Genomic DNA, 26292 nt, shown 5'->3' on the forward strand with positions numbered 1-26292 from the left:
GTGCTGGAGCCGGGAGGTTATGCCGTTGGCCTGCCCAGCGCCACCACGTTCACGGTGACCGTCATCTCCTCACTGAGCGAACGGTTGACGAGGAATACCGCGGCACGTCCGTCCTCGGCATCATGCGTGGCCACGGCATCCACCAACGGTACGCTGCCGAGTTCTGCTACCGCTCCGGGCCGCACGTGAAAGAAACGTGGAGGTCCCGCGCGACCTGTCCGTCGTCGGCTACGACGACCTCCCCCTCGCAGCATGGGTGGCCCCGTCCCTGACCACCATCAACCAGCCGCTCAGCGAGATGGCAGAAACAGCCGTCCGGATGATTCTCGGCATGGCGCGAGGCACCGACCCGCACCCGCGCAGCATCGAAACTGGCTACGGAACTGGTTGTCCGCGAGAGCAGTGGCCCCGCACCCCAGAAGACCTTGGCCGCGAGGGCAGCGAGCGCGTTTCCCATTCTGAGCCCAAGGCGTGCGCAGGCACGTTCCTCCACAGGGCCAACGCACCGGACCTGACCACTGTGACCCGGCCGATGGTGGATATGGCCGCTTCGAAACTGATCCTTGTGTTTCCCATCACAAATACCTAGGGTTGGTGAGAGCGCTCCCATAAGCCCCAGTGCGGGTTGACTTCTGGGCGGCTCACCCGTGGAGCAACGATGCGGCACGAAACTCACATGGAGGACATCTTGACGATCCATCACAACGTCCGGGCACCCGGGGGGAACCGGAGAAGAGGCCCTGCGGCCTCCCGGTTTGCCGTGCTCAGCGTGGCCGCCGTTCTCCTGGGCGGGCTCATCCCGGCCGGGGCGGCCAACGCGGAGACCCTGCCGGTCGGCAGCGGCAGCTACACCACCGATACCATCGGACCGGCGCCCGAGGGCTGCGCGCCGCTCGCCACCGATGCACGGGCCTTCGTTACCGATACCGCCCCGGCCGGGGCGGTTCCCACCAATGACTGGTGGTCCTCCCTCCTGTTCAAGAAGTACAACTGCGTCGGGAGTGAGCCCCTGCACGCGCATCCGCTCTCCTATCTCCCCGAGGCTGCCGGCCTCGGGCTCTCCAACACCACGACGCCGACCATGAGCGGCACGCCGGGCGGCATCGGTGAATTCCACTACGCCTACGCCCAAGACCTCATGGTCGGCGTCGCGGGGCTCACCGCCCCCGTCGTCGAAGTCGCCGACTGGACCGACTGGACCGTCACCCCCTCCTGGAGCGACGGCACCCGGTCAATGACCGCCACCATCGGGCACGGTCTGCCCTTTAGCTGGTACGACATCGCCGGCGGAGACGCCGTTATCACCGCCGGCGCCGACCTGCGCATCTGGCTCAACGACGGCGAGCGCATCGGGTTCAGCTCCGGCGGCGGGGACTACGTCGCGTTCGCGCCCACCGGCGCCGCCTGGACCGTCTCCGGGACAAAACTGAGCAGCACGCTCAACGGCAAGGGGTATCTCTCGGTGGCCGCACTGCCGACGAGCACCACCGACACCGACGCGGGACGCACAGCCGTCGCTGACGAGTACACGCCCTACGCCTATGCCAAGGTCACCGGAACACGGGCCGACTTCGTTTACAACGAGGCGGAGAGCATGGTCGAGACCACCTACTCGGCCGAGACCGAGGTGCGGGAGGGAACCAACTCCGGCACCGTACTCTCGCTCTACCCCCACCAGAGCGCCTACCTCGGCGGCGCGACCGGCGACGGACCCTCCGCCGGCGCAAAACTCGACCGCACCTACGTGTCCCCGCGCGGGGCCATGACCACGCTGGTCGGCGCCACCTCCTTCACCACAAACACCCCCTTCACCGGCGTGCTGCCCGAGGTCCCCGCCGTGGCGACAGGCGCCGGTGAGGCGAACGCCCGCCTGGACGCCCTGCTCGACCAGGTCGCCGCCGACCCGATGAGCATCGACAAGGACGACACCTACTGGACCGGCAAGGCCCTCGGCCGCGCCGCCCGCATCGTGGAAATCGCCGACCAGCTGGACCGTACGGCTGTGCGCGACACTGCCCTTGCCCAGATGAAGGAGACGCTCACCAACTGGTTCACCGCCTCACCGGGCGAAACCGAACAGGTCTTCGCCTACAACTCAAACTGGGGCACCCTCGTGGGGTTCCCGGCGTCGTACGGCTCTGACAAGGAACTCAACGACCACCATTTCCACTATGGCTACTTCGTGGTGGCGGCTGCCACACTGGCACGGTTCGACCCTGAGTGGGCAGCAGATGCGGCTTTCGGGGGCATGGTGGATGAACTGATCGCCGATGCCAACAACTTCGACCGCGCCGACACCCGCTACCCGTACCTGCGCGACTTCGACATCTACGCGGGCCACGACTGGGCTTCCGGCCATGGCGCCTTCGGCGCCGGAAACAACCAGGAATCAAGTTCCGAGGGACAGAACTTCGCCAACGGCCTCATCCAGTGGGGTACGGCCACCGGAGACACTGCCACCCGTGACGCCGGAATCTACCTCTACGCAACCCAGACCGCCGCAATCCAGCAGTATTGGTTCGACGAATCCGGCGCCATGCCCGACTCGTTCGGCCACAGCACCGCAGGCATGATCTGGGGCGACGGCGGAACCTATTCCACGTGGTTCAGCGCCGAAGCCGAGATGATCCAGGGCATCAACACCCTGCCCATTACCGGCGGACACCTGTACCTCGGCCTGCGGCCGGATGACGTGGTGTCCAACTACGCCGAAATGGTGGATGTGAACAACGGCAACCCCACCGTGTGGCAGGACATCCTCTGGTCCTACCTGGCCCTCGGGGACGGGCAGGCAGCCCTCTCCGCCCTGGACAATGACCGCGAATACCCGGAGGAGGAAGGCGAGAGCCGGGCCCACACCTACCACTGGATCGCCAACCTTGCATCCCTGGGAACCCTGGACAGCAGCGTTCACGCTGATGACCCGATGGCCGCCGTCTTCACTAAGAACGGCGCCAGGACCTACGTGGCAAGCAACATCACCCAGGAACCCCTGGCTGTTACCTTCTCCGACGGCACCGTGCTCGAGGTCGCTGCAGGCAAGACGGCAACGTCCGGGGCTCATACCTGGAGCGGCGGCGGTGCGCCGAGCGGCACGGAAGAGCCAACGGATCCCACCGATCCGCCCGCGCCGACCACCACCACGTTCTACCTCGGCGCCGACGGATCATTCCTGTCCGAGCCGGGGACCGCTCCGGTGGCAACGCTCGCACCCCGCAGCGGACAGGACGCAATCGGTGATCCGGCAACCGGCCTCACCTTGACGGCAGAGAACCTGAACGGCACCTTTGCAGGCAGCAGAACTGCGTTTGATATCGGGGTGGACACGGCAGGTGTAGGCAACGGAACACGCATCAGGGTTTCATATGACCTGACCGGAGACGGCACTTTCGACCGGATCGAAACCTACAACTACTTCCCCACCGATCCGGTGGCGGGATTTGAGCGCTACACCGCCGAGCGTGGCTTCTCCTCCGTTGAGGGCGAGCTTGGGAACCTGGTGGATGGTTCCATGAAGGTTGAGCTGTGGAATGTCCTGGGCACGTCGCCGTCAACCATTGACCTCGCCACCTCGGTGGTCAAGGCTCCCTTTGCAGGGCTCACCCTCACCGGCGGCGGTTCGGACCCGGATCCGGATCCGGAGCCCTCCGGGCTGCCTGGCAGTCCCTCCGAAGTGAAGCTGACGCCTGTCAGCGGTTCCGCCATTGATGTCCTCTGGGCTGCCCCGACCGTCACCGGCTCGTCTCCGGTCACCGACTACCGGCTGCAGTACCGTGCCACCGGCGCCTCGGAGTGGGTGCCAGTGTATGACGCCGTAACGTCCACGCCCGGAGCCCGGATCCAAGGGCTGAGCGCTGGCACCGAGTACCAGGTACGGGTGCAGGCGGTATCGGCGGCAGGACTCGGCGAGTTCTCCCAGCCCGTGGCCGCCAGCACCTTCCCCGCACCACATCCGCTCCCCGCGGTGCGGTGACAAAGGTCCAGGGCAAGTCCCTGCTGGTGTCATGGACTGCTCCCATTTCCGACGGCGGCTTTCCCATCACGGACTATGTGATTGAGACCTCCACCGACGGGGTCAACTGGAAGACCTTTGGAGACGGGGTCAGCACTGCGACCAGCGCCAAGATCACCGGACTCCTTGGAAAGACCCAGTACCAGGTGCGGATTGCGGCGGTCAGCGAAGTTGGCACCGGCGCCTGGCTGTCGACGACGGCCTCGACCAAGTAGGCCCTGCAGGCAGCCGCTCCGACTCTGCATGAGCCGGAGCGGCTGCCCATTGCCGGGCCACCGCTTTGACTGCCGTCCCGGGGCGGCAGCTGAAAGTCACAGCACTAGGGAGCCTTTTCAGCCCGCACATCAAACCGCCTCCGGTACTCCGTGGGCGTCGTGGAAAAAGCAGCAGCAAAGTTCTGCCGCAGGGTGACGGCGTTGCCGAAGCCGCAGTCGGCGGCCACCTGTTCGATCGACAGGTCTGTTGTCTCAAGCAGCCGCCGCGCAGCGTCAAGGCGGCGGGCGCGGATCCAGGCGGCCGGCGTCGTTCCTGTTGCTGCCCGGAAAGCGCGGACAAAAGTGCGGCGGCTCAGGTGTGCCTGGGCGGCGAGCAGGTCAATGGTCAGCGGCTCCGCCAGGTGGCCCAGTGCCCATTCCAGCAACCGGGAGATTGGATCGTCCGTGGAGCGGGAAGGAACCGGCCGCTCAATGTACTGCGCCTGTCCCCCTTCGCGGTGCGGAGCGATGACCAGGCTGCGCGCCACCTGGTTCGCCGCCTCCGCCCCGAGCCGTGCACGCACCAGGTGAAGGCACGCGTCCAGCGCAGAGGCTGTTCCGGCCGAGGTCAGCACGTCGCCGTGGTCGATGTACAGCACCGACTGGTCAAGGGCGATATCAGGGTGCCGCCCGGCAAGGGAATCGAACGCCTGCCAGTGCGTGACGGCCCGACGCCCGGCGAGCAAGCCGGCGTCGGCCACGGGAATTGCACCAAGGCACAAGCCCAGGATCGGCACCCCGCGCCCATGTGCCCCTTGGAGCACCTGCCGCAGCGAGTCGCTGGGGAGGCGCCCGTCGTCGAACCATGACGGCACCACCACCACGTCCGCCGCCTCCGCGGCTTCCGGCCCTTCCACTTTGCCCAGCCGGTAGCCCTCAGCGGTGGTGACCTCGCCTTCCTGGTCAGAGAAAAGAACCGTCTTCCACTCCGCAAGGCCCTGGCGGGCAACCTCGTCAAAAACCATCTGTGGAACGGCGAGGTGGAACATCGTTGCCCCATCGAACGCATAGACCGCGATCTTCATCCTGCCCCTCCCAACAGCTTGGCCCGAATCCATCGTATATCTGCCTTCGTGCCACTGTTAGCCTGCGCCCGCGACGGGAAGACTGGAAAAGCTGCAAGCAGGCAGCCGAGAGAAACACCAGGGAGAACAAGATTAAGAGCACCCCCCGCCGCGCCCTCATCCTCATTGACGTGCAGCAGCAGTACTTCAGCGGACCCCTCGAGATCCAGTACCCGCCGCATCAGGAGTCCTTGCCCACGATTGCTAGGGCAATTGACGCCGCCACTGCCGCAGGCATTCCGGTTGCCGTGATCCAGCACTCCGCGGGCGTTGGTGCACCCGTGTTTGCCCCGGGCACACCCGGGTTCGAGCTGCACCCCGAGGTTGAGGGCCGTAAAACCGGCGACTGGAAGCAGCTGGTCAAACAGTACGGTTCCGTTTATGCCGGCACGGATCTCGCCGAATGGCTGCGGAAGCACGACGTCGACACGGTCACCTTGGCCGGCTACATGACCAACAACTGCGTGCTCGCCTCCGCCGTGGAGGCAGAGTTCCTTGGCTTCACCACCGAAGTCCTCTCAGACGCCACCGGCGCCATCAACCTCGCCAACCACGCAGGCTCCGCCGACGCGAAGACCGTGCACACCACGCTGCTCGCGCTACTGAACTCGAACTGGGCAGCAGTAGCGGATACTGACACCTGGACCAGTGCCCTGGCTGCGAATCAGGCCCTTCCAGGGAGTGACCTCGGAAGCTCCGCAGTTGCCGGTTTGGAGCTGGTCCCGCAGGCGTAACCAGCCGTCCCGGGCCTCCCCAGCGTTCTCGGCGGTGGGAAGCCCGGGAACACCAGCAGCACTCCTGCGGTTGCACCCACGGGGACCAAGCCCCAAACGACATTCAAGGACTCTTTTCATGAAGTGGATTCTTCTCGCCGGCGCGATCCTGAGTGAGGTGACGGCGTCACTCTCCCTGAAAGCGGCCCTTGATAATCCTGCCTTCTTCATTGTGGTGGTCCTCGGCTATTCCGCGTCCTTCGCTTTCCTCGCCGCAGTCCTCCGCAAGGGCCTCGGCCTCGGCGTCGCCTACGGCATCTGGGCCGCGCTGGGCGTGACCCTCACCGTGCTGCTGGCTGCCCTCCTCTTTGGTGAAGCGCTGACGCCTGTGATGATGGTCGGCGTCGCCATGGTGATCGGCGGCGTGCTCTGCGTTGAACTGGGGCGGCACAAGGAGCCAGCAGCAGAACCCGCAAAAGAAATGGTCCGCTCATGATGTGGCTGTTGCTGACGGCTGCAATCCTCACCGAGGTGACCGCCACCCTTTTGCTGCGGGTCGCGTCCACCGGTAAGCGGCGCTGGTACGTTCCTGTCGCCGTCGGATACTTCCTGGCCTTCACCCTCCTGACGCTGACCCTCGAACAGGGCATGAACCTCGGCGTCGCCTACGGCATCTGGGCCGCGGCCGGCGTCGCGCTGACGGCCCTGGCCAGCCGCGTCTTCTTCAAGGAGACAATCACCCCCGTCATGATGCTGGGGCTCGGACTCATTATCGGCGGCGTCCTGCTGATCGAACTGGGCGCGGCGCACTGAGCACCCGCCCCGGTCGTCCGGACTGCCGGCAGGAGCTGGACGTGCACACTCCGGCGCGCGAAGTTTGCAAGACTTGCCGGGTGATTACTGAACACGCCCTGCTGCCTGTTGTCCCCGGCCAGGAAGAGGCATTCGAGACGGCGTTCGCCCGCGCCCAGCCCATCATCGCCTCCATGCCCGGGTTCCGCTCCCTGTCACTCTCGCGGTCCGTCGAGTCCCCCGGCACGTACCTTCTGCTGGTGGAGTGGGACACGCTGGAGGACCACACCGTTGGCTTCCGGGGATCCCCTGAATATCAGCAGTGGCGTGCCCTCCTGCACCGGTTCTATGAGCCGTTTCCCGTCGTCGAGCATTACAACCTGGTCAGTTCGGTCCCCCAGCGGGGCCACTCACCCGCCATGTGACTGCCCCTCCCCCAGCCCCGCCGACTATGTTCAAATGGGAAGGTTGAACCGGCCGCCCGAGTCCGCTCCACGGCCTCGGCCAGATGGAAGGAAGCACATGACCGATCGTCCGGAACACCCTCCGATACCCACTCCCGGAAGTGCCCAAGGCCTGGACAGCAAGGTCGAGGGCGGATGCCCGGTGGACCATGGCAGCGTGACCTCGCACGGCAGCGAGAGCGAAAACCCGGCCATTGACTCACCCCAGCCCAAGGGGCACCGGCCGCGGACGGTCGCGGACTGGTGGCCCAACCAGCTGGACCTCTCCGTCCTCCACGCCCACCACCCCAAGGGCAACCCCCTCGGCCCGGACTTCAGCTACCGTGAGGAGTTCCAGAAGCTCGATGTCGAGGCACTGAAGCAGGACATCACCGAGGTCCTCACCACGTCCCAGGACTGGTGGCCCGCGGACTTCGGCCACTACGGCGGCCTGATGATCCGGTTGAGCTGGCACGCCGCCGGCACCTACCGCGTCCACGACGGCCGCGGCGGCGCCGGGGACGGCAGCCAGCGGTTCGCACCGCTCAACAGCTGGCCGGACAACGCCAACCTGGACAAGGCCCGGCGCCTGCTGTGGCCGGTCAAACAGAAGTACGGCCAGAAACTCTCCTGGGCGGACCTGCTGGTCCTCGCCGGCAACGTGGCCCTGGAATCCATGGGCTTCAAGACCTTCGGTTTCGCCTTCGGCCGCGAGGACGTGTGGGAGCCGGAGGAGATCTTCTGGGGGCCGGAAGACACCTGGCTGGGCGACGAGCGCTACATCGGCGAAGGCCAGATGTCGGAGGAAGTCGGCTCCACGGAGATGGGCCTGATCTACGTCAACCCGGAGGGGCCCATGGGCAATCCGGACCCCAAGCTCGCGGCAGCGTTTATCCGCGAGACGTTCAAGCGGATGGCCATGAACGATGAAGAGACCTTCGCGCTGATCGCGGGCGGCCACACGTTCGGCAAGACCCACGGGGCTGGCGACGCCGACGCGCACGTGGGTCCCGAGCCGGAGGGCGCCGACCTTGAGGCGCAGGGCCTTGGCTGGCTCAGCACGTACGGCAGCGGCAAGGGCGGCGACACGATCACCTCCGGCCTGGAAGTCACCTGGACCGACAAGCCCACCCAGTGGAGCAACCGCTTCCTGGAGATCCTGTTCGAGTACGAGTGGCAGCTGGTCAAGAGCCCCGCCGGCGCCCATCAGTGGGTTGCCAAGGACGCGCCCGAGATCATCCCGGACGCGCACGACCCCAACAAAAAGCACCGGCCCACCATGCTGACAACCGACCTGTCGCTGCGCTTCGACCCTGTCTATGAGGAGATCGGGCGGCGCTTCCTGGAGAACCCGGACGAGTTCCAGCTCGCCTTCGCCAAGGCCTGGTACAAGCTGCTGCACCGCGACATGGGCCCGGTGGGCCCGCACATGCTGGGGCCGTGGGTTCCGGAGGCCCAGCTCTGGCAGGATCCCGTTCCCGCCGTCGACCACGAACTGATCGGCGAGCAGGACATTGCGAGCCTGAAGGCTCGGCTTCTGGACTCGGGACTGTCCGTCTCCCAGCTTGCCGGCACGGCGTGGGCTGCCGCCTCCACCTTCCGCAAGACCGACAGGCGCGGCGGCGCCAACGGCGCGCGGATCCGGCTGGAGCCCCAGCGCGGTTGGGAGGTCAACGAACCTGGGCAGCTTTCGACGGCGTTGCAGGCCATCGAGCGCGTGCAGCAGGACTTCAACTCCGCCCAGGCCTGGGGCAAGAAGGTCTCACTGGCGGACCTGATCGTCCTCGGCGGCTGCGCCGCGGTGGAGAAGGCAGCCAGCGACGCCGGCTTCCCCGTCACGGTGCCGTTCCGTCCGGGACGCACCGATGCCGCCCAGGACCAGACCGACGTCGAGCAGTTCCAGTACCTGAAGCCGCGCGCTGACGGGTTCCGTAACTACGTGCGTCCCGGCGAGAAGCTCCAGCCGGAAACCCTCCTGCTGGACAAGGCGTACCTGCTGGACCTGTCCGCACCCGAGATGACGGCGCTCATCGGCGGCATGCGTGCGCTCGGCACCAACATCGGCGGCTCCAGGCACGGCGTCCTCACGGACCGGCCGCAGGTCCTGACGAACGACTTCTTCGTCAACCTGCTCTCCCCCGGCACCAAGTGGAAAGCCTCGGAGAATGAGGAGAACGTCTACGAGATCACCGACGTCGCCACCGGCGAGCTGAAGTGGACCGCCACACCGGTTGACCTGGTGTTCGGCTCCAACTCCCAGCTCCGGGCGATGTCCGAGGTCTACGCGAGCGACGACGCCCGGGAGAAGTTCGTCAACGACTTCGTGGCCGCCTGGGTGAAGGTCATGGAACTGGACCGCTTCGACCTGAAGTGATCCTGCCTCAGTGACAACCGCGTCCGGGCCGGCTGCGTTTTGCGGCCGGCCCGGACGCTTGCCAGTGGTTACCGGCGACTCACGGAATCAGGTTCTCCGCCCGGTAGCGGTCGAAGAGGGCGGTAAAGGCGTCCAGCGTCCGCCGGTATCCGGTGAACCCGGCGTCCCGGCTCTTGCCCATGTCCGCGACCACCTCAATGCCGCGCCCCAGGTCGCCGTCCGTGTGCCACCAGGACGCCAGGCGGTTCAGGTCCGGCTCGCTGAGGTTGTGGCGCGCGGCGATGTCCCGCCACTGGTCCTCCCGGCCCGCCATCGACTGCTCCAGGGGGCGGGGCGATCCCTCGTATCCCTCCCACTCCACGCCGAAGTAGGCGGCAAGCTTCGGCCACATCCAGCGCCAGCGGAACACATCGCCGTTGACGATGTTGAAGGCCTCGTTCGCGGCCGCCGGTGTGGTGGACGCCCACAGCATGTGCTCGGCGAGCAGGCCCGCATCCGTCATGTCCGTCAGGCCGTTCCACTGTGTCTCGGAACCCGGGAAGACGAACGGCTCCCCGCTGTCCCGGCACAGCGTGGCCTGGGCGGCGAGCGTCAGGCCCATGTTCATGGCATTGCCGACGGCGTGCCCGATCACCGTGTGCGCGCGGTGCACGGACCAGGTGAACCCCTGCTTCGCCGCGGCTGCCCAGAGCTCGTCCTCCTGGGCGTAGTAGAAGTTCCGGACCGGCAGGCGCGGCTCCTCTTCATGGAAGGGAGTGTCCGGCATTTCCCCGGCCGCGTACGCCTCGAAGGGCCCGAGGTAGTGCTTGAGGCCGGTCATCAATGCAACGTGGGCTACGTCCTTGCCGCGAAGTGCCGCCAGGAGGTCCCGCACCATTCCCGCGTTGACGGAGATGTTCTCCTCTTCAGTGTCCTGCCGCGACCATGCTGTGAAGAAGACATGGGAGGGATTCTCCGGACCGAGCGCGGCAGCCAGCGACGCCGCTGAGGTCAGGTCCGCGGAGAGCCACCGGACTCCGGGACGCTCAGCACCGGGCTTCCGGGAGAGGGCGAGCACGCTCCACCCCTCGCCCGCCAGGGTGTCGACGAGGGCAGACCCCGCTATGCCGGTCGCTCCCACAACAAGAGCGGTCTTTTCGGTCCCTGCGGTTGTTCCTGCGCCACTAGTCATGGAGCTCCTCCTGGTTTGTGCTGAATTACGCGTGGGCGCACTGGCCCCTTGCTGCAAGCCGCCGGCCCCGGGAGATATTCCTCGACCCCACGGCACACCACTCGTAGACTTAAGGAGCTGGGACTGCTGCGCCGGGCAACCCTTGACCGGGGGCGGCGCGCTTGCGGCCCGTCCCAAACTGCTGCTTCTCCCCAGGCGGCGTCATGCGAACCTCACCCAGGTCCTTCCTCAGCGCTCTGGCCGCGATGGTGCTGGCACTCTGTTCGTGCAGCTATTTCGAGCCCAGTCCACCTCCCAATTCCTTTGGCACGGCGCCGCCGCCCACAAAGTCCATCGAGAACACGATGCGCAATTTCGTGGACCAGGGCGCCGTGGCAGTGGTGGCGGAAGTCAGGTGGCCGGGAGAGACCTGGTCCCGGGCATATGGGGTCCGGAACCTGGAGTCCAACGATGCTGCAACTCCGGAGGACCGGGTATTTGTGGCCAGTGTGACCAAGTCAATGACCGCCGTCTCCGTCATGAAGCTGGTGGAGGACGGCCTGATCGGCCTGGATGATCCGGTCAACGGAGTCCTGGACAGCTTCACCACGGCACTGAAGCCGCCTGGCCCCATTACCGTCCGCCAACTCCTGGGGCACACGTCCGGAATGCGGCCGTTCCAGGAGGTAACGGAGAAAACGGCCGACGACGTCCCACGGGTTATCAACGAAAACATCAGTCCCCAGCGGGGACTTGAGCTGACCGGGCAGCTGCCGTGGGACGCCCGGGACGTGGGCTTTTTCCGCTATTCCGACTCGAATTATCTAGCCCTCGGCCAGCTTGTGGAGAAGCTGCGGGGACGGCCCTTTGCGGACGTGCTGCGCGAGGACATCATCGCTCCGCTCGGGCTGGAGAACACGTCAGTCGACCGTACGGCGGGAGGTGAACCGGACGTGATCCGGGGTTACATCAACCACCGGGGTGAACGCCTGGACATCACTGACGCGCCGGGCGTCGTGGGGTCGCCCGCCTACGGGGCCATCTCCACGGTGTCCGACATCAACGACTTTTTCGCCGCCCTGTTCCGCGGGGACCTCCTTGCCAGGGAATCTGTGCAGGAGATGACCCGAACAGATGCCATCCCGTTGTACGGCCTGGGTGTGTGGAAATGGAACCAGGACTGCAACGGCGACCACAGGTTCGGCGGCCTGGGCGGGTTCTGGACCTACCGCACCGCAGCGGTCGCCAGCACCGACGGCCAGTACCAGGCCACCATGACGCTGGTACCGCCCCCGTTGCCGACGCCCCTCGAGGATCCCGAAGCCGGCGACAGGATCAACTTCTGGGATGACCAGATGGTATCCGCCCTGCAGGAGACCCTCGACCGGCTCTGCCCTTAGGGCTGCCGCGTCCGCTGCACCCCGGCGGCACTCCAGGACCGCCCACCGCAGGGACTTGCCGCCCGCCGTCGTACTTTCCTAGGTCTCCTCATGGTGCGATCCTGGCGCAGCACTGGCCCGGGCTGTTGTTGGCCGCCACCCGTTCTTCCGGCTCGCCGCTGCCGGCAGCCGCCCCCCTGAGGAAGGCGCCGTTCATGGCGCAGACGACGGCGGGGTGCCCCTCGGAGAGCCGGTGGAAGGGGCAGTTGGGCAGAGTGAGCCCGCCGCTGCCGTCGGCGCGGGGAAGGTAGCCAAGGGCGATGAGGAAGTCCTCCAGGCCCTGGCTGTCCGCGGCCAGCTCCTTGCCCCTGGCATAGGCGGTGGCCAGGAGAACGTCACGCACCGGCTGGTTGTTAGCCGCAGCCTCGTCGATGGCCGCTGCCATCAGTTCCCCGGCGATGTCATAGTTCCTGTCCGGCACGGAAACACCCACTTCACGGGCAACGGCCCGGTACACCTTCGAAGGGCGCCCGGACCCCGGCCCGGACTTTCCCGCCGGCTTGTGGAACTCCACGGCAAGCAGGCCGTCGGCCACGAGCCTGTCCAGATGGAATGACACCGTGCTTCGGGGAAGATCCGTGGCTTCAGCAGCCTCGTCCCGGCTCATGGCGGCAGGGGCAGCGAGCACCAGCTCGTACAACTGCCGCCGCTTTTCGTCCCCGAGGGAGGACAGCGCCACCACCCGGCGTGCCCACGAAAGCCTGGTCATCCCCGCACCTCTTTCTAAAAAGATTCCTCTTGTTTAAATCTACGGCACTTTCTAAAATCAAGATACCTACTTTTAGAAGGAGCTCGTTATGACAACAAAAGCAGCCCACACGCCGGCGTTGGCCCGGGACCGGAAGGCGGAACACCAGGCCTTCCTGTTGCTCCGCACGGTCTTCACAGTGGCACCCATCGTTTTCGGGCTGGACAAGTTCACCAACCTGCTGGTCGACTGGACGATTTACCTCGCCCCGGTGGCCACGGCGATCGTGCCCCTGCCCGCCCAGACCATCATGTACGTGGTGGGCGTCGTCGAGGTGATCGCCGGCATTGCCGTGGCTGTGCGGCCGCGGTTCGGTTCACTGCTCGTGGCCGTCTGGCTCCTCGGCATCATCGTCAACCTCCTGGTCCTCGGCGGCTTTTACGATGTGGCGTTGCGGGACTTCGGGCTGCTCGTCGGCGCCCTCGCCCTGAACCGGCTGTCCCCGGGGACAGGCATCTTCAGGTGAGCTGACATGGACTGGCAGGGGTGGGCCCTGTTTGGGCTTGTTGCAACGACTGTGCTGACCGCAGTGATGATTGCGGCACAGATGGCAGGGCTGACCCGCCTGGATCTGCCGCTGGTCCTCGGAACCCTCGTCACGCCCGACCCGGACAAAGCCCGGGTGGCCGGCTTCTTCATCCACCTCGCCGCAGGGCAGGGGTTCGCCCTGGGTTACGCCGCGATCTTCGCTCTCCTGGGCCAGGCAACGTGGTGGATCGGCGCCCTGCTGGGGCTCCTGCATGTGGCGGTCGCACTGACGGTAATCCTGCCCCTCCTGCCCGGAGTCCATCCCCGGATGGCCTCCAGCAGGGCGGGGCTCACCACCACGGCGGCGCTGGAGCCGCCGGGCTTACTCGGCCTGAACTACGGCATCCAGACTCCGGCAGTAGCCGTGGCCGCCCATGTGGTCTACGGTGCCGTTCTTGGAATGTTTCTGGGGGCGGCATGAGCCTCGACCATGTGAACCAGGCCCCGCAGCGGCTGGACCAGCCGGATCCGCTCCAGGGCCGGCAATGGTGTCCCGCGCCCCTTGCGGAGTACGGGCTCCTGGGCGACACCCGGACCGCCGCACTGGTCTCCGCCGCCGGGTCAGTGGACTGGCTCTGCGTCCCGGCGTTCGACGGCGAGCCCCTCTTTGGTGCGCTGCTCGGCGGGCCGGCGGCGGGACGGTTCCTCACGGGACCCGGCCAGCCGGCCTCCCTGGTAACGCGGCGCTACCGGAAAGAAACCGCAACCCTGGAGACAGTGTGGGCGGCCCGGGACGGCCTGCTCACACTCACGGAGGCAATGATCACCGAGGTCGCCGGCCAACTGCTCCCGAGCACCATCCTCATCCGGCGCCTGACGGCGGAACAGTCTCCGGTGCGGGTCACCGTGATCTTCGACCCGCGGCTTGGCGTGCGTCATCGCCGCCCGCGGGTACGCCAGGGCCGGGATCTTGTCTGCGACTGGGGCCCGGTGGCAACGTCCCTCGGTTCAAGTCCGCGGGTGGACCTGGAACCAGGGCGTCCGCTGCACCTCGTGGTCACCCCGGGCACACCCCTGACGTTCGTCCTGGCCATCGCGTATGGAGAACCACTCATCCATGTACGCCCCGCGGCAGCCTGGGACCTCGTCGCCAGGGACGAAGCACGCTGGCAGGCCTGGACGGAGGGGATTGACCACTCCATCCCGTTCCGGGACCACGTGGTGCGGAGCCTGCTGACGCTCCGGTTGCTGACCTACTCCCCCTCCGGCGCGCCGGTTGCCGCCCCTACGACGTCCCTGCCGGAGGACCCGGGAGGCATCCGCAACTGGGACTACAGATACTCGTGGCCACGCGACGCCAGCATCGGCGTGGGGGCCTTCCTGCGGGTGGGCAAAATGCAGGAAGCACTCAATTTCCTCGGGTGGCTCCTTCATGCCAGCCGGCTGGACAGGCCGCGCCTTCCGGCACTTTTCTCCCTGACGGGAGGCCGCGTGCCACGGGAGCGCCAACTGCCGGACTGGCCGGGGTATGCCGGAAGCACGCCGGTGCGAACCGGCAACCTCGCCGCCGCACAGCACCAGCTCGACGGTTACGGCTGGGTCCTGGACGCGGCCTGGAACCTCGTGGACAGCGGCCGCTCCCTGAATTCGGAGACCTGGCGGGCCATGCGCGGTTTCACGGACCTGGTTGCCGCCAGGTGGCAGGAACCAGATGCGGGCATCTGGGAGATACGCGGCGAGGCAGCCCAGCACGTGCATTCCAAAATCATGGCCTGGCTCGCACTGGACCGGGCGCTGCGGATCGCTGCCACGCACCGCCTCGGCCGCAGGCGCCGGGCCCGGTGGCAAACCGCACGCAGCGACATCGCGGCCCAGGTGCGGGCGAAAGGATCCGACCCGGGCAGGAATACCTACGTGCGCGCCTACGGCTCTGACGATCTGGACGCCGCCCTGCTTGTCCTGCCCCTTACCGGCCTGGAGCAGCCCGGCTCCCGCCTCCTCGAGGGAACCATCGACGCCGTCAGCAGTGAACTGTCCGCGGGTTATCCGCTGCTGTACCGGTATCCGCCAGGGCGCGACGGCCTTCCGGGAAGCGAGGGAGCCTTCCTGCCCTGCTCATTCTGGCTGGTGCAAGCCCTGGCGATAACCGGCAAGGCCCAGGAAGCGAGGAGCCTGTTTGAAGCCCTCCTGGAAGTGGACTCCCCGCTGGGACTGTTCAGCGAGGAAATGGACCCTGCCAGCGGCGCGCTTCTGGGTAACTACCCGCAGGCACTCACGCATTCCGCCCTTGTCCAGGCCGCGCTGGCCCTCCGCGACAACCCTCCTCGATCGAATACGATCTTGTGATGGCCCGCCTCATCGCTCCGGACGCACGCTTCCACTCCTCTTGGCTGGAGGCGGCCGCCGAATTTGAGGGCCTCCGCCAGGACGGCGCGGGCGCAGACAGCTGGCCGCTGGAAGAACTGCAGGATCCCGGGGCTTTCAGCCGCTTCGTCGAGGCCCTCGTCAAGGATGCGCTGCCTGAAAGCCCGCGGAAGCCGGGGTACGTGCCCTGCACCTACCTGTGGATCGTTGAGGGCGGCACGTTCCTTGGCTCACTCGCCATCAGGCACGAGCTGAACGACTTCCTCCTCAACGAGGGCGGGCACATCGGCTACAGCGTCAGGCCCTCCGCACGGCGCCACGGCCATGCAGCCAAGGCGCTGGCCGATGCCCTGCCGATCGCCCGGGAACTCGGAATCCAACGGGTACTCCTCACCTGCGATGAGGACAACGCAGGCTCCCGGGCGACCATCGAAAAGAACGGCGGCAGCTACGAGGACACCCGCAACGGCAAGCGCCGCTACTGGATCGACACCGCGTAGCGCGAAACCCTACCCCGCCGGCCGCAGCGACGTGATCATCCGCTTGATATCCCGGTACTCCTGCGTCCCCGCGTACAGCTTCGCTTTCTGCAGGTACGGCAGCGACGGATCACCCGGCGTCCGGTTGAGTTCCGGGTTGTAGAACGCCCCGAACGTGGCGGCATTGGGCGGCCACGTGAAGAAGTGGAACATATAGCAGGCTGACTCTCCCTCGGGGTGCGGTGCGGACGTGATGCCGTAGGCCGCAGCGGGGCTATCCGGCGGGCCTGCGGCGGTTTCGTTGCCGCGCGTTTCGAAGGTATAACGCGGAACCGTGCCGTACTGGGCCAGTTGCGGCATCTCCTGCGATTCCAGAACCTCGTAGGGGTACTTTTCGGTGCAGGTAGAGCCGGTGGCCATGTTGGTGCGAAGCGTCGCCAGCAGTCGGCCATCCTCGCTGGTCACCTCGGCGAATGCCCCGCCGCCCTCGGCCAATTCCCCGGCCGGGTCCTTGATGTTCCAGGTAGACGGAAGGTCGAAGGACAGATCACCGGCCGCCGTGGTGTAGGTGGTCCAGGAAGCCGACGCCGGTGCAGTTGCCGTTGGGCTGCCTGGGGCGGCGCTCGGTGACTCTGCCGCCGTCGTCGTTTCCGTGGGTACTGGCGTGGCGCTTGCGCTGACGGAAGCGCCCGACGGCGTCGCCTGCGGTGGGTTGGCCGGCCCACCGCAGGCGGTGAGCAGCGAAAGTGAAAGAAGTACTGCCGGGGTTACCGCGCCGGGCCACGCTGACCGCCGCATTTCCGCCTCCTCGAGGGCTGTTTGTGATGCCTCAATTCTGAGCCCGCGCCGCAGCCCGGGACCCGTTAGTCAACCCATTGGCGCCAAACTGTTGCCCTCGTAACGAAACTGCCCCGGCGGCCCCGGCCACCCGCCGTCGGAGGTCACGTCCCCTTCAACGCGCCCTGCCGCGCAGGCTGCTTCGGCGAGCGGATGGCCACGATGGTGAACACAAACGCAACGACGGCCGTGACCACCAGCAGCATCAGGCCGATGAAATAGCTGTTGTCAGCTGCGTTGTAGGTGGCGCCCATGACCAGCGGCGGGAAGTAGCCGCCCATCCCGCCGGCCGCGCTGACAATGCCGCTGATGCTGCCCACCTTGCCGGCCGGCGCAAGCCTGCCCACCCAGGCGAACACGCCTCCGGTGCCCAGGCCCAGTGCTGAGGCCATCGCCACGAAGGTGAGGCCGGCCGGGATCTCGCCGTCGGGCCGGAGGTTCACGATGAACGCCAGGACCGCAATGCCCGCCAGCGACGAGAGCACCACCGGCTTGGACCCGATCCGGTCCGCCAGCACTCCCCCGATGGGCCGGAACAGGACCGCTGCCAGGGCAAAGCCTGCGGTGCGGGTGCCGGCAGCCGTGGGATCGAACTGGTAAATGTCACGGAGGTAGGTGGGGAGATAGGTGGCGAAGGAAACGAACCCGCCAAAAACGAGCGCGTAAAGGAAGCACAGCTTCCAGGTGACGGCCAGCCCGGCCGCGTCCTTGAGCTTGGGGATCACCGGGGCCGTGTTTGCGTGCCAGTCCGGAGACTCCTTCAGGTTGAACCAGATCACGGCCCCCATGACCACCAGCAGCCCCGCGATCAGCAGGTGCGTGGGCAGGTAGCCGATCCAGTTGACCAGCCGCGGGGTCAGGAAGGCCGCCAGCGCGGTCCCGCCCATCCCGGCGCCAAAAACGCCCGTGGCGAAGCCGCGCCGTGAGGGCTCATACCAGGCAGAAACGAAGGGGATTCCGACGGCGAACACGGTCCCTGCCACGCCCAGGAGCAGGCCGGCACCGAGCACCAAGGCATAGGAACCGAGGGTGCCGCCGAGGGCCACCAGCAGCACCGGCGGAACGCTCCCCAGCAGGACAAACGTGAACATGGCCCGGCCGCCGAACCGGTCCGTCATGGCGCCCACCACGATCCGGCCGAGCGATCCCACAAAGATCGGCATGGCCACCAGCACGGCGGTGGCGGTGGAGTTCAAACCCATTTCCTGGGTGTAGCGGGCACCCAGCGGCGCCACGATGTTCCACGCCCAGAACGCCGTGACCGAGGCGGCAGTGGCCAGGGCCAGGTTCCGTCCCTTGCCGGGGTGGGAGGTCTCAGCGGGGGCGGAGGTTCCGGTGGGCGGCGCGGATTCAGTCATCTTCTTCTCCTCTCACCGGTTCCGCGTGTCCCGGTCCTGGGTTCCGACCGCGGACCAGCCTCGCTTCGCAGCGGGGGCGTTGGGGTTCTGGGCGGCAGTGGTTCCGGACCTGCTTCCGGCCCCGGCACGCGCGCGCCCGCCCGTCCGGCCGCCGTCGCGGTCCCTGGAGCGGTACACAATGTACGGGCGGAAGAGGTAGTGGAACGGCGCGGTGAAGGCGTGGACCAACCGCGTGAACGGCCAGATGATGAACAGCGCCATCCCCACCAGCGTGTGCAGGTGGAAGGAGAACGGCGCGGCAGCCATGGCCGCGATGTCCGGCTGGAAGATGAACAGCGACCGGAACCATGGCGCCACGGTTTCGCGGTAATTGTGCCCGTGCCCGCCCTCGAACACGCTGGCTAGGGTGGTCCACAAACCAAACACGATGGCTGCCGTGAGCACCACGTACATGGCCTTGTCGTTCTTGGTGGTGGCCATAAACACCGGCCCCGTGGTGCGCCGCCGGTAGATCAGCAGCACGATCCCGCCCAGGGTCCCGATGCCGGCGATCCCGCCAACAAACAGGGCGTTGAAGTGGTAGAAATCCTGGCTCATCCCCACCGCTTCCGTCCAGGACTTCGGGATAACCAGCCCGAAGAAGTGCCCGGCAATCACGGCGAGCAGGCCGAAGTGGAACAGCGGCGAGGCGATCCGCAGCAGTTTCGATTCATAGAGCTGGGAGGACCTGGTGGTCCAGCCGAACTGGTCGTACTTGTAGCGCCAGATCAGCCCGCCCACCAGGACCACCACCATGACGTAGGGCAGGACGCCCCACAAGACAATGTCCAGGGCAGAGAGTTCGACGGCGGCACCGGGCTGTGCTTCCAACGTCACCATGGTCAGGCCCCCTTCACGGGCAACAGGCGCGGATCGTAGGGGTCAAGGCCAACGGCCTCGGTGGGCGGCCCGTAGCCCGCCATCCGCATCACGGCCTGTTCATCTGCCGGCGACTTCCCGGGCAGGGTGGCGCAGATGGCCGCCAGGATCCTGGCGTGCGGAAGCTTGTCCCGGAGCAGCCCGAACTTCAGCATCTCCAGGCTCGGCCGGTACCGGATCAGCAGCTCCCGCCCTGCGGCGAAGTCCACCAGCGCGGTGTACTCGAGCACCATGGGCAGGTAGTCCGGCAACTCCCCCTGGGTGTCCACCAGGATGTCGCTTTGCCGGTAGGCCTTCTTGAAGCTGCCCAGCACTTCGCCGCGTCGCCGGGTGTCCCCGTCCGTCCAGTAGCTCAGGTGCAGGGCGTGGCGCCTGCTGAGGTCGAACTCCCGCACATAGTGCGCCTGTGCCTCCATCAGCGGCGTGGCTTCCAGCGCGTCCAGCACCTCCTGGAAGGGTTCGACGGCGCCCGGGAACTCCGCGAGCGCGGCGCGCATGAGCGGGACCTTGCCCAGGAGGTCCTGGTCCGGGTAGGACAGGCACCACGCACCGGCCATGTACACCACCTGGTCGCGGCGGCTCACGGCTGGTCCTCCGCCGCGGCCAGGGTCCCCGGTTCGGGCCCCTTGTCCGGGAAGAGCCCCGGCGGGGCCCCGCGGCCGTCCCAGTTCAGCAGGTTCACCCTGCCCTTCAGGCTGGTTCCGGCTGATACCTCGTCGCTGGTCTGCCGGTCCTTGAGCGCGTGGAAGGTATCCACCGCCACGGGAACGGGCCTGCCGCTTGCCTCACCGAAAGGCGAGGAATCCTGCATGCCCGGGCCGCCGTCAAAATCCAGCGAGCAGCCCATCTCCTCCAGATCATGCGCCTGCTCCACGTGCGCCTTGGGAATGACGTACCGCTCGTCGTACTTGGCGATGGCCATCAGCCGGTACATCTCGTACATGGTCTGCCCGTCCATGCCCACGGCCTCGGCGATGGACTCGTCCGGGTCGTTGCCCAGGCTGATGCCGCGCATGAACGCACGCATGGCCGCAAGCTTCTTCAGCACCGCGGTGACCCGGTCCGCGTCCCCGGCGGTGAAGAGCTCGGCGAGGTACTCCACCGGAATCCGCAGGGCATCAATGGCGCCGAACAGGTTGCCGTGGTCCTCGCCGTCGTGCCCCTGGTCCCGCAACAGGTCCACCACCGGGGACAGCGGCGGCACGTACCAGACCATCGGCATGGTCCGGTACTCCGGGTGCAGCGGCAGGGCCACCTTGTACACCTTGGCCAGGGCGTACACCGGCGAGCGCCGGGCGGCGTCGATCCAGTCCTCCGGGATGTCCTGCGCCCGGGCCTCGGCCTGGACGGCGGGATCGTTCGGGTCCAGCAGGACGTCCATCTGGGCGTCGTAGAGATCCTTCGGGTCGGTGACGGACGCCGCCGCGGTGACCGCATCGGCGTCGTACAGAAACAGCCCAAGGTACCGCAGCCTGCCCACGCAGGTCTCCGAGCACACCGTGGGGATCCCCACCTCCACCCGCGGGTAGCAGAAGGTGCACTTCTCGGCCTTGCCGGTCTTGTGGTTGAAGTAGATCTTCTTGTACGGGCAGCCCGTGACGCACTGCCGCCAGCCGCGGCACTTGTCCTGGTCCACCAGCACAATTCCGTCCTCCACGCGCTTGTAGATGGCGCCCGAGGGGCAGGAGGCCATGCAGGACGGGTTCAGGCAGTGCTCGCAGATCCGCGGCAGGTAGAACATGAAGGTCTGCTCGTAGGCGAACTTGATCTTGTCCTCTGACTCGCGCCGGACTTTCTCCACCAGCGGGTCCAGGTGGCCGTTCTCGGCGGAGCCGCCCAGGTTGTCGTCCCAGTTCGCGGACCAGGTGACCTTGGTGTCCTCCCCCGTGATCAGGGATTTGGGCCGGGCTACCGGGAAGTCGTCGCCGAGGGGCGCGTCCACCAGGGTTTTGTAGTCGTACGTCCAGGGCTCGTAGTAGTCCTTGAGCTCGGGCTGGACCGGGCTGGCGAAGAGCCCGAACATCTTCTTCACCCGGCCGCCGGCCTTCAGGACCAGCTTGCCCCGCTTGTTCAGGTCCCAGCCGCCGCGCCATTTGTCCTGGTCCTCGTACCGGCGCGGGTACCCCTGGCCGGGCCGGGTTTCCACGTTGTTGAACCAGACGTACTCAGTGCCCGCCCGGTTGGTCCACGCCTGCTTGCAGGTGACCGAACACGTGTGGCAGCCGATGCACTTGTCCAGGTTCATCACCATGCCCATTTGAGCCATGACCCTCATCAGTACTGCACCTCCTGTGAGCGGCGGCGGACCGTGGCCACCATGTCCCGCTGGTTTCCGGTGGGGCCGAGGTAGTTGAACGCGTACGCCAGCTGGGCGTAGCCGCCAATCAGGTGCGACGGTTTGACCAGCAGCCTGGTGACGGAGTTGTGGATGCCGCCGCGCCGTCCGGTGGCCTCCGACTTCGGCACGTCGATGGTGCGTTCCTGCGCGTGGTGGACGTACACCACACCCGCGGGCATCCTGTGGCTGACGATCGCCCGGGCCACCAGGACGCCGTTGATGTTCAGGCATTCCACCCAGTCGTTGTCCCGGACCTGGATGGAGTCGGCGTCGGCCGGGCTCATCCAGACGGTGGGCCCGCCGCGGGACAGCGAGAGCATCAGCAGGTTGTCCTGGTATTCGGAGTGGATGGACCACTTGGAGTGCGGCGTCAGGTACCGGACCACCACCTCCAGCTGCCCGTTCCGGCCCAGTTTGGGTTCGCCGAAGAGCCGGTGCATGTCCAGCGGCGGCCGGTAGATGGGCAGCGCCTCCCCGATGTCCGTGATCCAGTCGTGGTCCAGGAAGAAGTGCATGCGGCCGGTGAGGGTGTGGAAGGGCTTGAGGCGCTCGATGTTGATGGTGAAGGGGGCGTAGCGGCGGCCGCCCGTCTCCGAGCCCGACCATTCCGGCGACGTGATCACCGGCACCGGGGCCGCCTGGGTCTGGGCGAACGTGATGAACTTTTCCTCGGACCCCTCGGACAGGTCCGCCAGTTTCCGCCCGGTCCGGATCTCCAAATCCTTGAAGCCCTGCACGGACAGCGCACCGTTGGTGGTGCCGGAGAAGGCCAGGATGGCCTCCGCCATCTTGGCGTCGGTGTCCATGGCCGGGCGGCCGTCCGCGGCGCCGCCGAGCATCACGCCGTTCGAGTGGCTGAGCCGCTGGAGCGGCCCGGCCAGTTTGTAGGTGACGTTCTTGACGGTGAAGCCCAGCTTGTCCGCAAGGGGCCCGACGGCGGCCAGCTTGTCCGCGATGGTTGTATAGTCCCGCTCCACCACCGAAAAGACGGGCATGTTCTGCCCCGGCACGGCGGGGATGTCCGGCTTCCGCCAGTCCCGGACCGTCCCGCCGGGCTGGGCGAGCTGGCCCGGGGTGTCGTGCTGCAGCGGCACGCTCACCAGGTCGCGCCGGATGCCCAGGTGGGTCTTGGCCATCTTCGAAAACTCGCGGGCCAGCAGGTGGAAGGTGTCAAAGTCGGTCTTGGTTTCCCAGGGCGGGTCGATGGCCGGGGTGAACGCATGCACGAACGGGTGCATGTCCGTGGAGGACAGGTCGTGTTTCTCGTACCAGGTGGCGGCGGGGAACACCACGTCGGACAGCAGGGTGGTGGAGGTCATCCGGAAGTCGGCGGAGACCAGCAGGTCCAGCTTCCCTTCCGGCGCCTGCTCGTGCCATTTCACATTCGTGGGTTTGAGCCCCTCCGCATGGTCCTCGCCCAGGACGTTGTTGTGGGTGCCCAGCAGGTTCCGCAGGAAGTACTCGTTGCCCTTCGCCGAGGACCCGAAGAGGTTGGAGCGCCACAGGACCAGGGTGCGCGGCCAGTTCTCCGGGGCATCCACGTCCTCAATGGCCGGGTTCAGGGTTCGGCTCTTGAGTGCGTCCGCGATATAGCTGGGGGTGTCCTTGGCGGTTCCGGCGGCGACGGCGGCCTCGGCCTCGTCGGCGAGGTCCAGGGGGTTGCGGTCGAACTGCGGGTAGAACGGCATCCATCCAAGCCGCGCGGACTGGGCGATGGCGTCCGCGGTGTGCAGGCCGTCCAGGGCGCCGGTGGACAGCGGGGACTTCAGCGCATCCGCTGAATATCCGTCTTGGCGCCACTGGTCCGTGTGCATGTACCAGTACCCGGTGCCGATCATGGTGCGCGGCGGCCTGGACCAGTCCAGGGCATTGGCCAGCGACACCCAGCCGGTGATAGGGCGGGTCTTTTCCTGCCCCACGTAGTGCGCCCAGCCGCCCCCGTTCCGTCCCATGCAGCCGGTCAGCATCACCAGCGCCAGGATGGCCCGGTACGTGGTGTCGCCGTGGAACCACTGGCAGATCCCGGCGCCCATGATGATCATGGACCGGCCCTTGGACTGCTCGGCGTTGCGGGCGAACTCGCGGGCCACCCGGATGCAGGCCTGGGCGGGAACGGACGTGATCTCCTCCTGCCAGGCCGGGGTGTAGGGGGTGGCGGCGTCGTCGTACCCGGCGGCCCACTCGCCGGGGAGGCCTTCGCGGCCCACGCCGTACTGCGCGAGCATGAGGTCGAACACCGTGGTGGCCAGCTGGCCTTCCACCTCGATCACGGGCACGCCGCGCCGGAGCACGCTGCCGGTGCCGTCCGCCTGCTCGAAGCACGGGAGCAGGATCTCGGCGCTTTCTCCCGAGACCTCCCGCAGGGACAGTGCGGGGTCCATCCCCTCGAGGTCCAGGTTCCACCTGCCCTCGCCGCTGCCGGAGTAGCGGAACCCCATGGAACCGTTCGGGACGGCCGGACGGCCTGCCTTCTTGTCGAACAGGACGGTGCGGAAGGCAGCGTCCTCAGCCCCGGACTCCGCCGGGATGTCACGCGCGGTGAGGAATTTCGACGGCGTGAGGGCGCCGTCGTCGCGCTTTTCCAGGCGGACCAGGAACGGCAGGTCGGTGTACTGCTTCACGTAGTCCGTAAAGAAGGGCACCTGCCGGTCCACGAAGAATTCCTTGAGCGTCACGTGGCCCATGGCCATGGCCAGCGCGGCGTCGGTTCCGGCCTGGGCGGGAAGCCATTCATCGGCAAACTTGGTGTTGTCCGCATAATCCGGGCTGACGGTGACCACCTTGGTGCCGCGGTACCGCACCTCGGCCATCCAGTGCGCGTCCGGGGTGCGGGTGACGGGAACGTTGGAGCCCCACATCATGAGGTAGCGCGCGTCCCACCAGTCGCCGGACTCGGGCACGTCCGTCTGGTCCCCGAACACCTGCGGGCTGGCCACGGGGAGGTCCGCGTACCAGTCGTAGAAGGAGGTCATCACGCCGCCGATGAGCTGGATGAAGCGGGTTCCCACCGCGTGCGAAACCATGGACATCGCCGGGATGGGCGAGAAGCCGGCGCAGCGGTCCGGGCCGTAGGTCTTGATGGTGTTGACGTGCGCGGCGGCGGCAATCTCGATGGCCTCCTGCCAGGACACCCGGACCAGGCCGCCTTTGCCGCGGGCCTGCTGGTAGCGGCGCCGCTTGTCCGGGTCCGCGGCGATCTCTGCGAAAGCGAGCACGGGGTCGCCAAGCCGGGCCTTCGCCTCGCGGTACATCTCCACCAGGACCCCACGGGCGTAGGGAAAGCGGACCCGGGTGGGCGAGTAGGTGTACCAGGAAAAGGCCGCCCCGCGGGGGCAGCCTCGTGGTTCGTATTCAGGACTGTCCGGCCCCACCGAGGGGTAGTCGGTCTGCTGGGATTCCCAGGTGATGATGCCGTCCTTGACGTACACCTTCCAGGAGCAGGACCCGGTGCAGTTCACGCCGTGGGTGGAGCGGACCACTTTGTCGTGGCTCCACCGGTCGCGGTAGAAGATGTCCCCCTTGCGGCCGCCCTCCCGGAAGACTGCCCTGCCGTCGTCGGTCTGGTCCCACTTCGTGAAAAACCGGCCCACCTTCAGCATTGCATCCGATGCTGCTCCGTCTACCCCCGGGACAAAACGCTCCTCAGCCATGCTGCCACGGTAGGTGTGGCTCCGGCGGGCGAGTAGGGTCTTTCGACTGGTTGCGTTTTGGGCGGGGCGGGACTAGGTTGCGGCTCGCCGGGTGATTCTTCCGGCCGTAGGCTGAAAACCGCAGGCGGCGGACAGGAGACAAGCGGTGGCCGGGACAGCATTGACAGGAACAACGGTGGCGGAGCTGATGGCCGAGCTGGCGGAGCTCGAGGACCCGAGGGCACGCGAGGTGAACGAGCGGCACGGCGATGACCACGGCGTGAACCTCAGCAAGCTGCGCGCCATCGCCAAGCGGCTGAAGACCCAGCAGGACCTTGCCCGGGACCTGTGGGCCACCGGCGACACAGCGGCCAGGCTGCTGGCGCTCCTTGTCTGCCGGCCCAAGGCCTTCGGGCGGGATGAGCTGGACGCCATGCTGCGCGGGTCGCGCGCGGCCAAGGTGCAGGACTGGCTGGTGAACTACGTGGTGAAGAAGGGCCCGCACGCCGAAGACCTGCGCGTGGCCTGGCTGGCCGACCCGGATCCCGGGGTGGCCGCTGCCGGCTGGGCACTGACCAGCGAGCGCGTGGCCAAGGCGCCCGAGGGTCTGGACCTTCCGGGGCTGCTGGACGTCATCGAGGCAGAGATGAAGGACGCCCCGGACCGGCTGCAGTGGGCCATGAACACCTGCCTCGCCCAGATCGGAATCGAGCACGCCGGGCACCGGGCGCGGGCACTGGAGATCGGCGAGCGCCTGGAGGTGCTCAAGGACTATCCCACGTCTCCGGGCTGCACGTCCCCCTTCGCCCCCGCCTGGATCAACGAGATGGTCCGCCGGAACAATGGCTGACGTCCGGGTGGTGCGCTGAGCCCCTCATACCTCCTCCTCTAGAAAACTACAGTCACTGCATG

General features: G+C 67.0%; 23 protein-coding genes. 14 read left to right on the plus strand and 9 right to left on the minus strand.

Translation table 11 applies throughout. The features are described 5' to 3' along the window. Positions 1–196 precede the first annotated feature (196 nt). From AC4BCK_RS17770 to AC4BCK_RS17780, 3 genes are all read left to right on the plus strand, one after another. Positions 197–589, plus strand: a complete 393-nt coding sequence (locus AC4BCK_RS17770) for a substrate-binding domain-containing protein (protein ID WP_490566285.1) — start codon at positions 197–199, stop codon at positions 587–589. A 99-nt stretch (positions 590–688) separates the two neighbouring features. After that, entirely contained in the window at positions 689–3973 is a 3285-nt protein-coding gene (locus AC4BCK_RS17775) for a glycosyl hydrolase (RefSeq protein ID WP_490566286.1), read from the plus strand. Next, entirely contained in the window at positions 3970–4227 is a 258-nt protein-coding gene (locus AC4BCK_RS17780; RefSeq protein WP_490566287.1) for a fibronectin type III domain-containing protein, read from the plus strand. Before AC4BCK_RS17775 ends, AC4BCK_RS17780 begins: the two co-directional genes overlap by 4 nt. Before the next feature lie 104 nt (positions 4228–4331). On the opposite strand, the gene AC4BCK_RS17785 is transcribed toward AC4BCK_RS17780, so the two are convergent. Beyond that, on the minus strand, positions 4332–5291 hold the full coding sequence (locus tag AC4BCK_RS17785; RefSeq protein WP_490566288.1) for a GlxA family transcriptional regulator: 960 nt from the start codon (positions 5289–5291) through the stop codon (positions 4332–4334). Positions 5292–5461: 170 nt separating this feature from the next. On the opposite strand from AC4BCK_RS17785, the gene AC4BCK_RS17790 reads away from it, so the two are divergent. From AC4BCK_RS17790 to katG, 5 genes are all read left to right on the plus strand, one after another. Continuing rightward, positions 5462–6064, plus strand: coding sequence for an isochorismatase family protein (locus AC4BCK_RS17790; RefSeq protein WP_490566289.1), 603 nt, complete (start codon positions 5462–5464; stop codon positions 6062–6064). 118 nt (positions 6065–6182) lie between these two features. Continuing rightward, entirely contained in the window at positions 6183–6539 is a 357-nt protein-coding gene (locus AC4BCK_RS17795; protein ID WP_400601445.1) for a DMT family transporter, read from the plus strand. Next, entirely contained in the window at positions 6536–6856 is a 321-nt protein-coding gene (locus tag AC4BCK_RS17800; protein WP_188731450.1) for a DMT family transporter, read from the plus strand. The genes AC4BCK_RS17795 and AC4BCK_RS17800 overlap by 4 nt, the downstream gene beginning before the upstream one ends. Positions 6857–6936: 80 nt before the next feature. Continuing rightward, entirely contained in the window at positions 6937–7260 is a 324-nt protein-coding gene (locus AC4BCK_RS17805; protein WP_363939407.1) for an antibiotic biosynthesis monooxygenase family protein, read from the plus strand. Between the two features lie 97 nt (positions 7261–7357). Further along, positions 7358–9652 (plus strand): catalase/peroxidase HPI, encoded by a 2295-nt coding sequence (katG, locus tag AC4BCK_RS17810; RefSeq protein WP_363939405.1) that lies wholly within the window; start codon positions 7358–7360, stop codon positions 9650–9652. 79 nt (positions 9653–9731) lie between these two features. On the opposite strand, the gene AC4BCK_RS17815 is transcribed toward katG, so the two are convergent. Beyond that, a complete protein-coding gene (locus AC4BCK_RS17815; RefSeq protein ID WP_400512543.1) occupies positions 9732–10823 on the minus strand; it encodes an SDR family oxidoreductase in 1092 nt (363 codons plus the stop codon). Between the two features lie 203 nt (positions 10824–11026). Here AC4BCK_RS17815 and AC4BCK_RS17820 point away from each other — a divergent pair, with 203 nt between their 5' ends. Further along, complete coding sequence (locus AC4BCK_RS17820; protein WP_490566290.1) at positions 11027–12202, plus strand: serine hydrolase domain-containing protein; 1176 nt, start codon at positions 11027–11029, stop codon at positions 12200–12202. 88 nt (positions 12203–12290) lie between these two features. Here the strand turns inward: AC4BCK_RS17820 and AC4BCK_RS17825 are convergent, their stop codons facing one another. Beyond that, a complete protein-coding gene (locus tag AC4BCK_RS17825; protein ID WP_174174994.1) occupies positions 12291–12950 on the minus strand; it encodes a helix-turn-helix transcriptional regulator in 660 nt (219 codons plus the stop codon). Positions 12951–13038: 88 nt separating this feature from the next. Here AC4BCK_RS17825 and AC4BCK_RS17830 point away from each other — a divergent pair, with 88 nt between their 5' ends. The 4 genes from AC4BCK_RS17830 to AC4BCK_RS17845 are packed head-to-tail and all read left to right on the plus strand — an operon-like array spanning position 13039 to position 16321. Then, positions 13039–13455, plus strand: coding sequence for a hypothetical protein (locus tag AC4BCK_RS17830; protein ID WP_174174996.1), 417 nt, complete (start codon positions 13039–13041; stop codon positions 13453–13455). A 6-nt stretch (positions 13456–13461) separates the two neighbouring features. Further along, positions 13462–13938: a hypothetical protein gene (locus AC4BCK_RS17835; protein ID WP_174174998.1), complete on the plus strand. Its 477-nt coding sequence runs from the start codon at positions 13462–13464 to the stop codon at positions 13936–13938. Continuing rightward, positions 13935–15803 (plus strand): glycoside hydrolase family 15 protein, encoded by a 1869-nt coding sequence (locus tag AC4BCK_RS17840; RefSeq protein WP_490566291.1) that lies wholly within the window; start codon positions 13935–13937, stop codon positions 15801–15803. Before AC4BCK_RS17835 ends, AC4BCK_RS17840 begins: the two co-directional genes overlap by 4 nt. Beyond that, a complete protein-coding gene (locus AC4BCK_RS17845; protein WP_174175002.1) occupies positions 15803–16321 on the plus strand; it encodes a GNAT family N-acetyltransferase in 519 nt (172 codons plus the stop codon). The genes AC4BCK_RS17840 and AC4BCK_RS17845 overlap by 1 nt, the downstream gene beginning before the upstream one ends. Positions 16322–16330: 9 nt before the next feature. Here AC4BCK_RS17845 and AC4BCK_RS17850 read toward each other — a convergent pair whose 3' ends face one another. The 6 genes from AC4BCK_RS17850 to AC4BCK_RS17875 form a co-directional block, all read right to left on the minus strand. Then, entirely contained in the window at positions 16331–17098 is a 768-nt protein-coding gene (locus tag AC4BCK_RS17850) for a hypothetical protein (protein ID WP_490566292.1), read from the minus strand. Between the two features lie 143 nt (positions 17099–17241). Beyond that, the gene (locus AC4BCK_RS17855) at positions 17242–18495 is read right to left on the minus strand and encodes an MFS transporter (RefSeq protein WP_174175006.1); all 1254 of its coding nucleotides are present in this window, start codon (positions 18493–18495) and stop codon (positions 17242–17244) included. A 12-nt stretch (positions 18496–18507) separates the two neighbouring features. Next, a complete protein-coding gene (gene narI, locus AC4BCK_RS17860) occupies positions 18508–19374 on the minus strand; it encodes a respiratory nitrate reductase subunit gamma (protein ID WP_251420490.1) in 867 nt (288 codons plus the stop codon). Positions 19375–19376: 2 nt separating this feature from the next. Then, on the minus strand, positions 19377–19997 hold the full coding sequence (narJ, locus tag AC4BCK_RS17865; protein WP_174175010.1) for a nitrate reductase molybdenum cofactor assembly chaperone: 621 nt from the start codon (positions 19995–19997) through the stop codon (positions 19377–19379). After that, positions 19994–21688, minus strand: a complete 1695-nt coding sequence (narH, locus tag AC4BCK_RS17870) for a nitrate reductase subunit beta (protein WP_490566293.1) — start codon at positions 21686–21688, stop codon at positions 19994–19996. Before narH ends, narJ begins: the two co-directional genes overlap by 4 nt. After that, the gene (locus AC4BCK_RS17875) at positions 21688–25401 is read right to left on the minus strand and encodes a nitrate reductase subunit alpha (protein WP_490566294.1); all 3714 of its coding nucleotides are present in this window, start codon (positions 25399–25401) and stop codon (positions 21688–21690) included. Before AC4BCK_RS17875 ends, narH begins: the two co-directional genes overlap by 1 nt. 187 nt (positions 25402–25588) lie before the next feature. Between AC4BCK_RS17875 and AC4BCK_RS17880 the strand changes: the two genes are divergently transcribed. Continuing rightward, entirely contained in the window at positions 25589–26230 is a 642-nt protein-coding gene (locus AC4BCK_RS17880; protein ID WP_310113734.1) for a DNA alkylation repair protein, read from the plus strand. The last annotated feature ends 62 nt before the right edge of the window (positions 26231–26292 follow it).

The sequence above is a fragment of the Pseudarthrobacter sp. As-47 genome, from assembly GCF_058215595.1.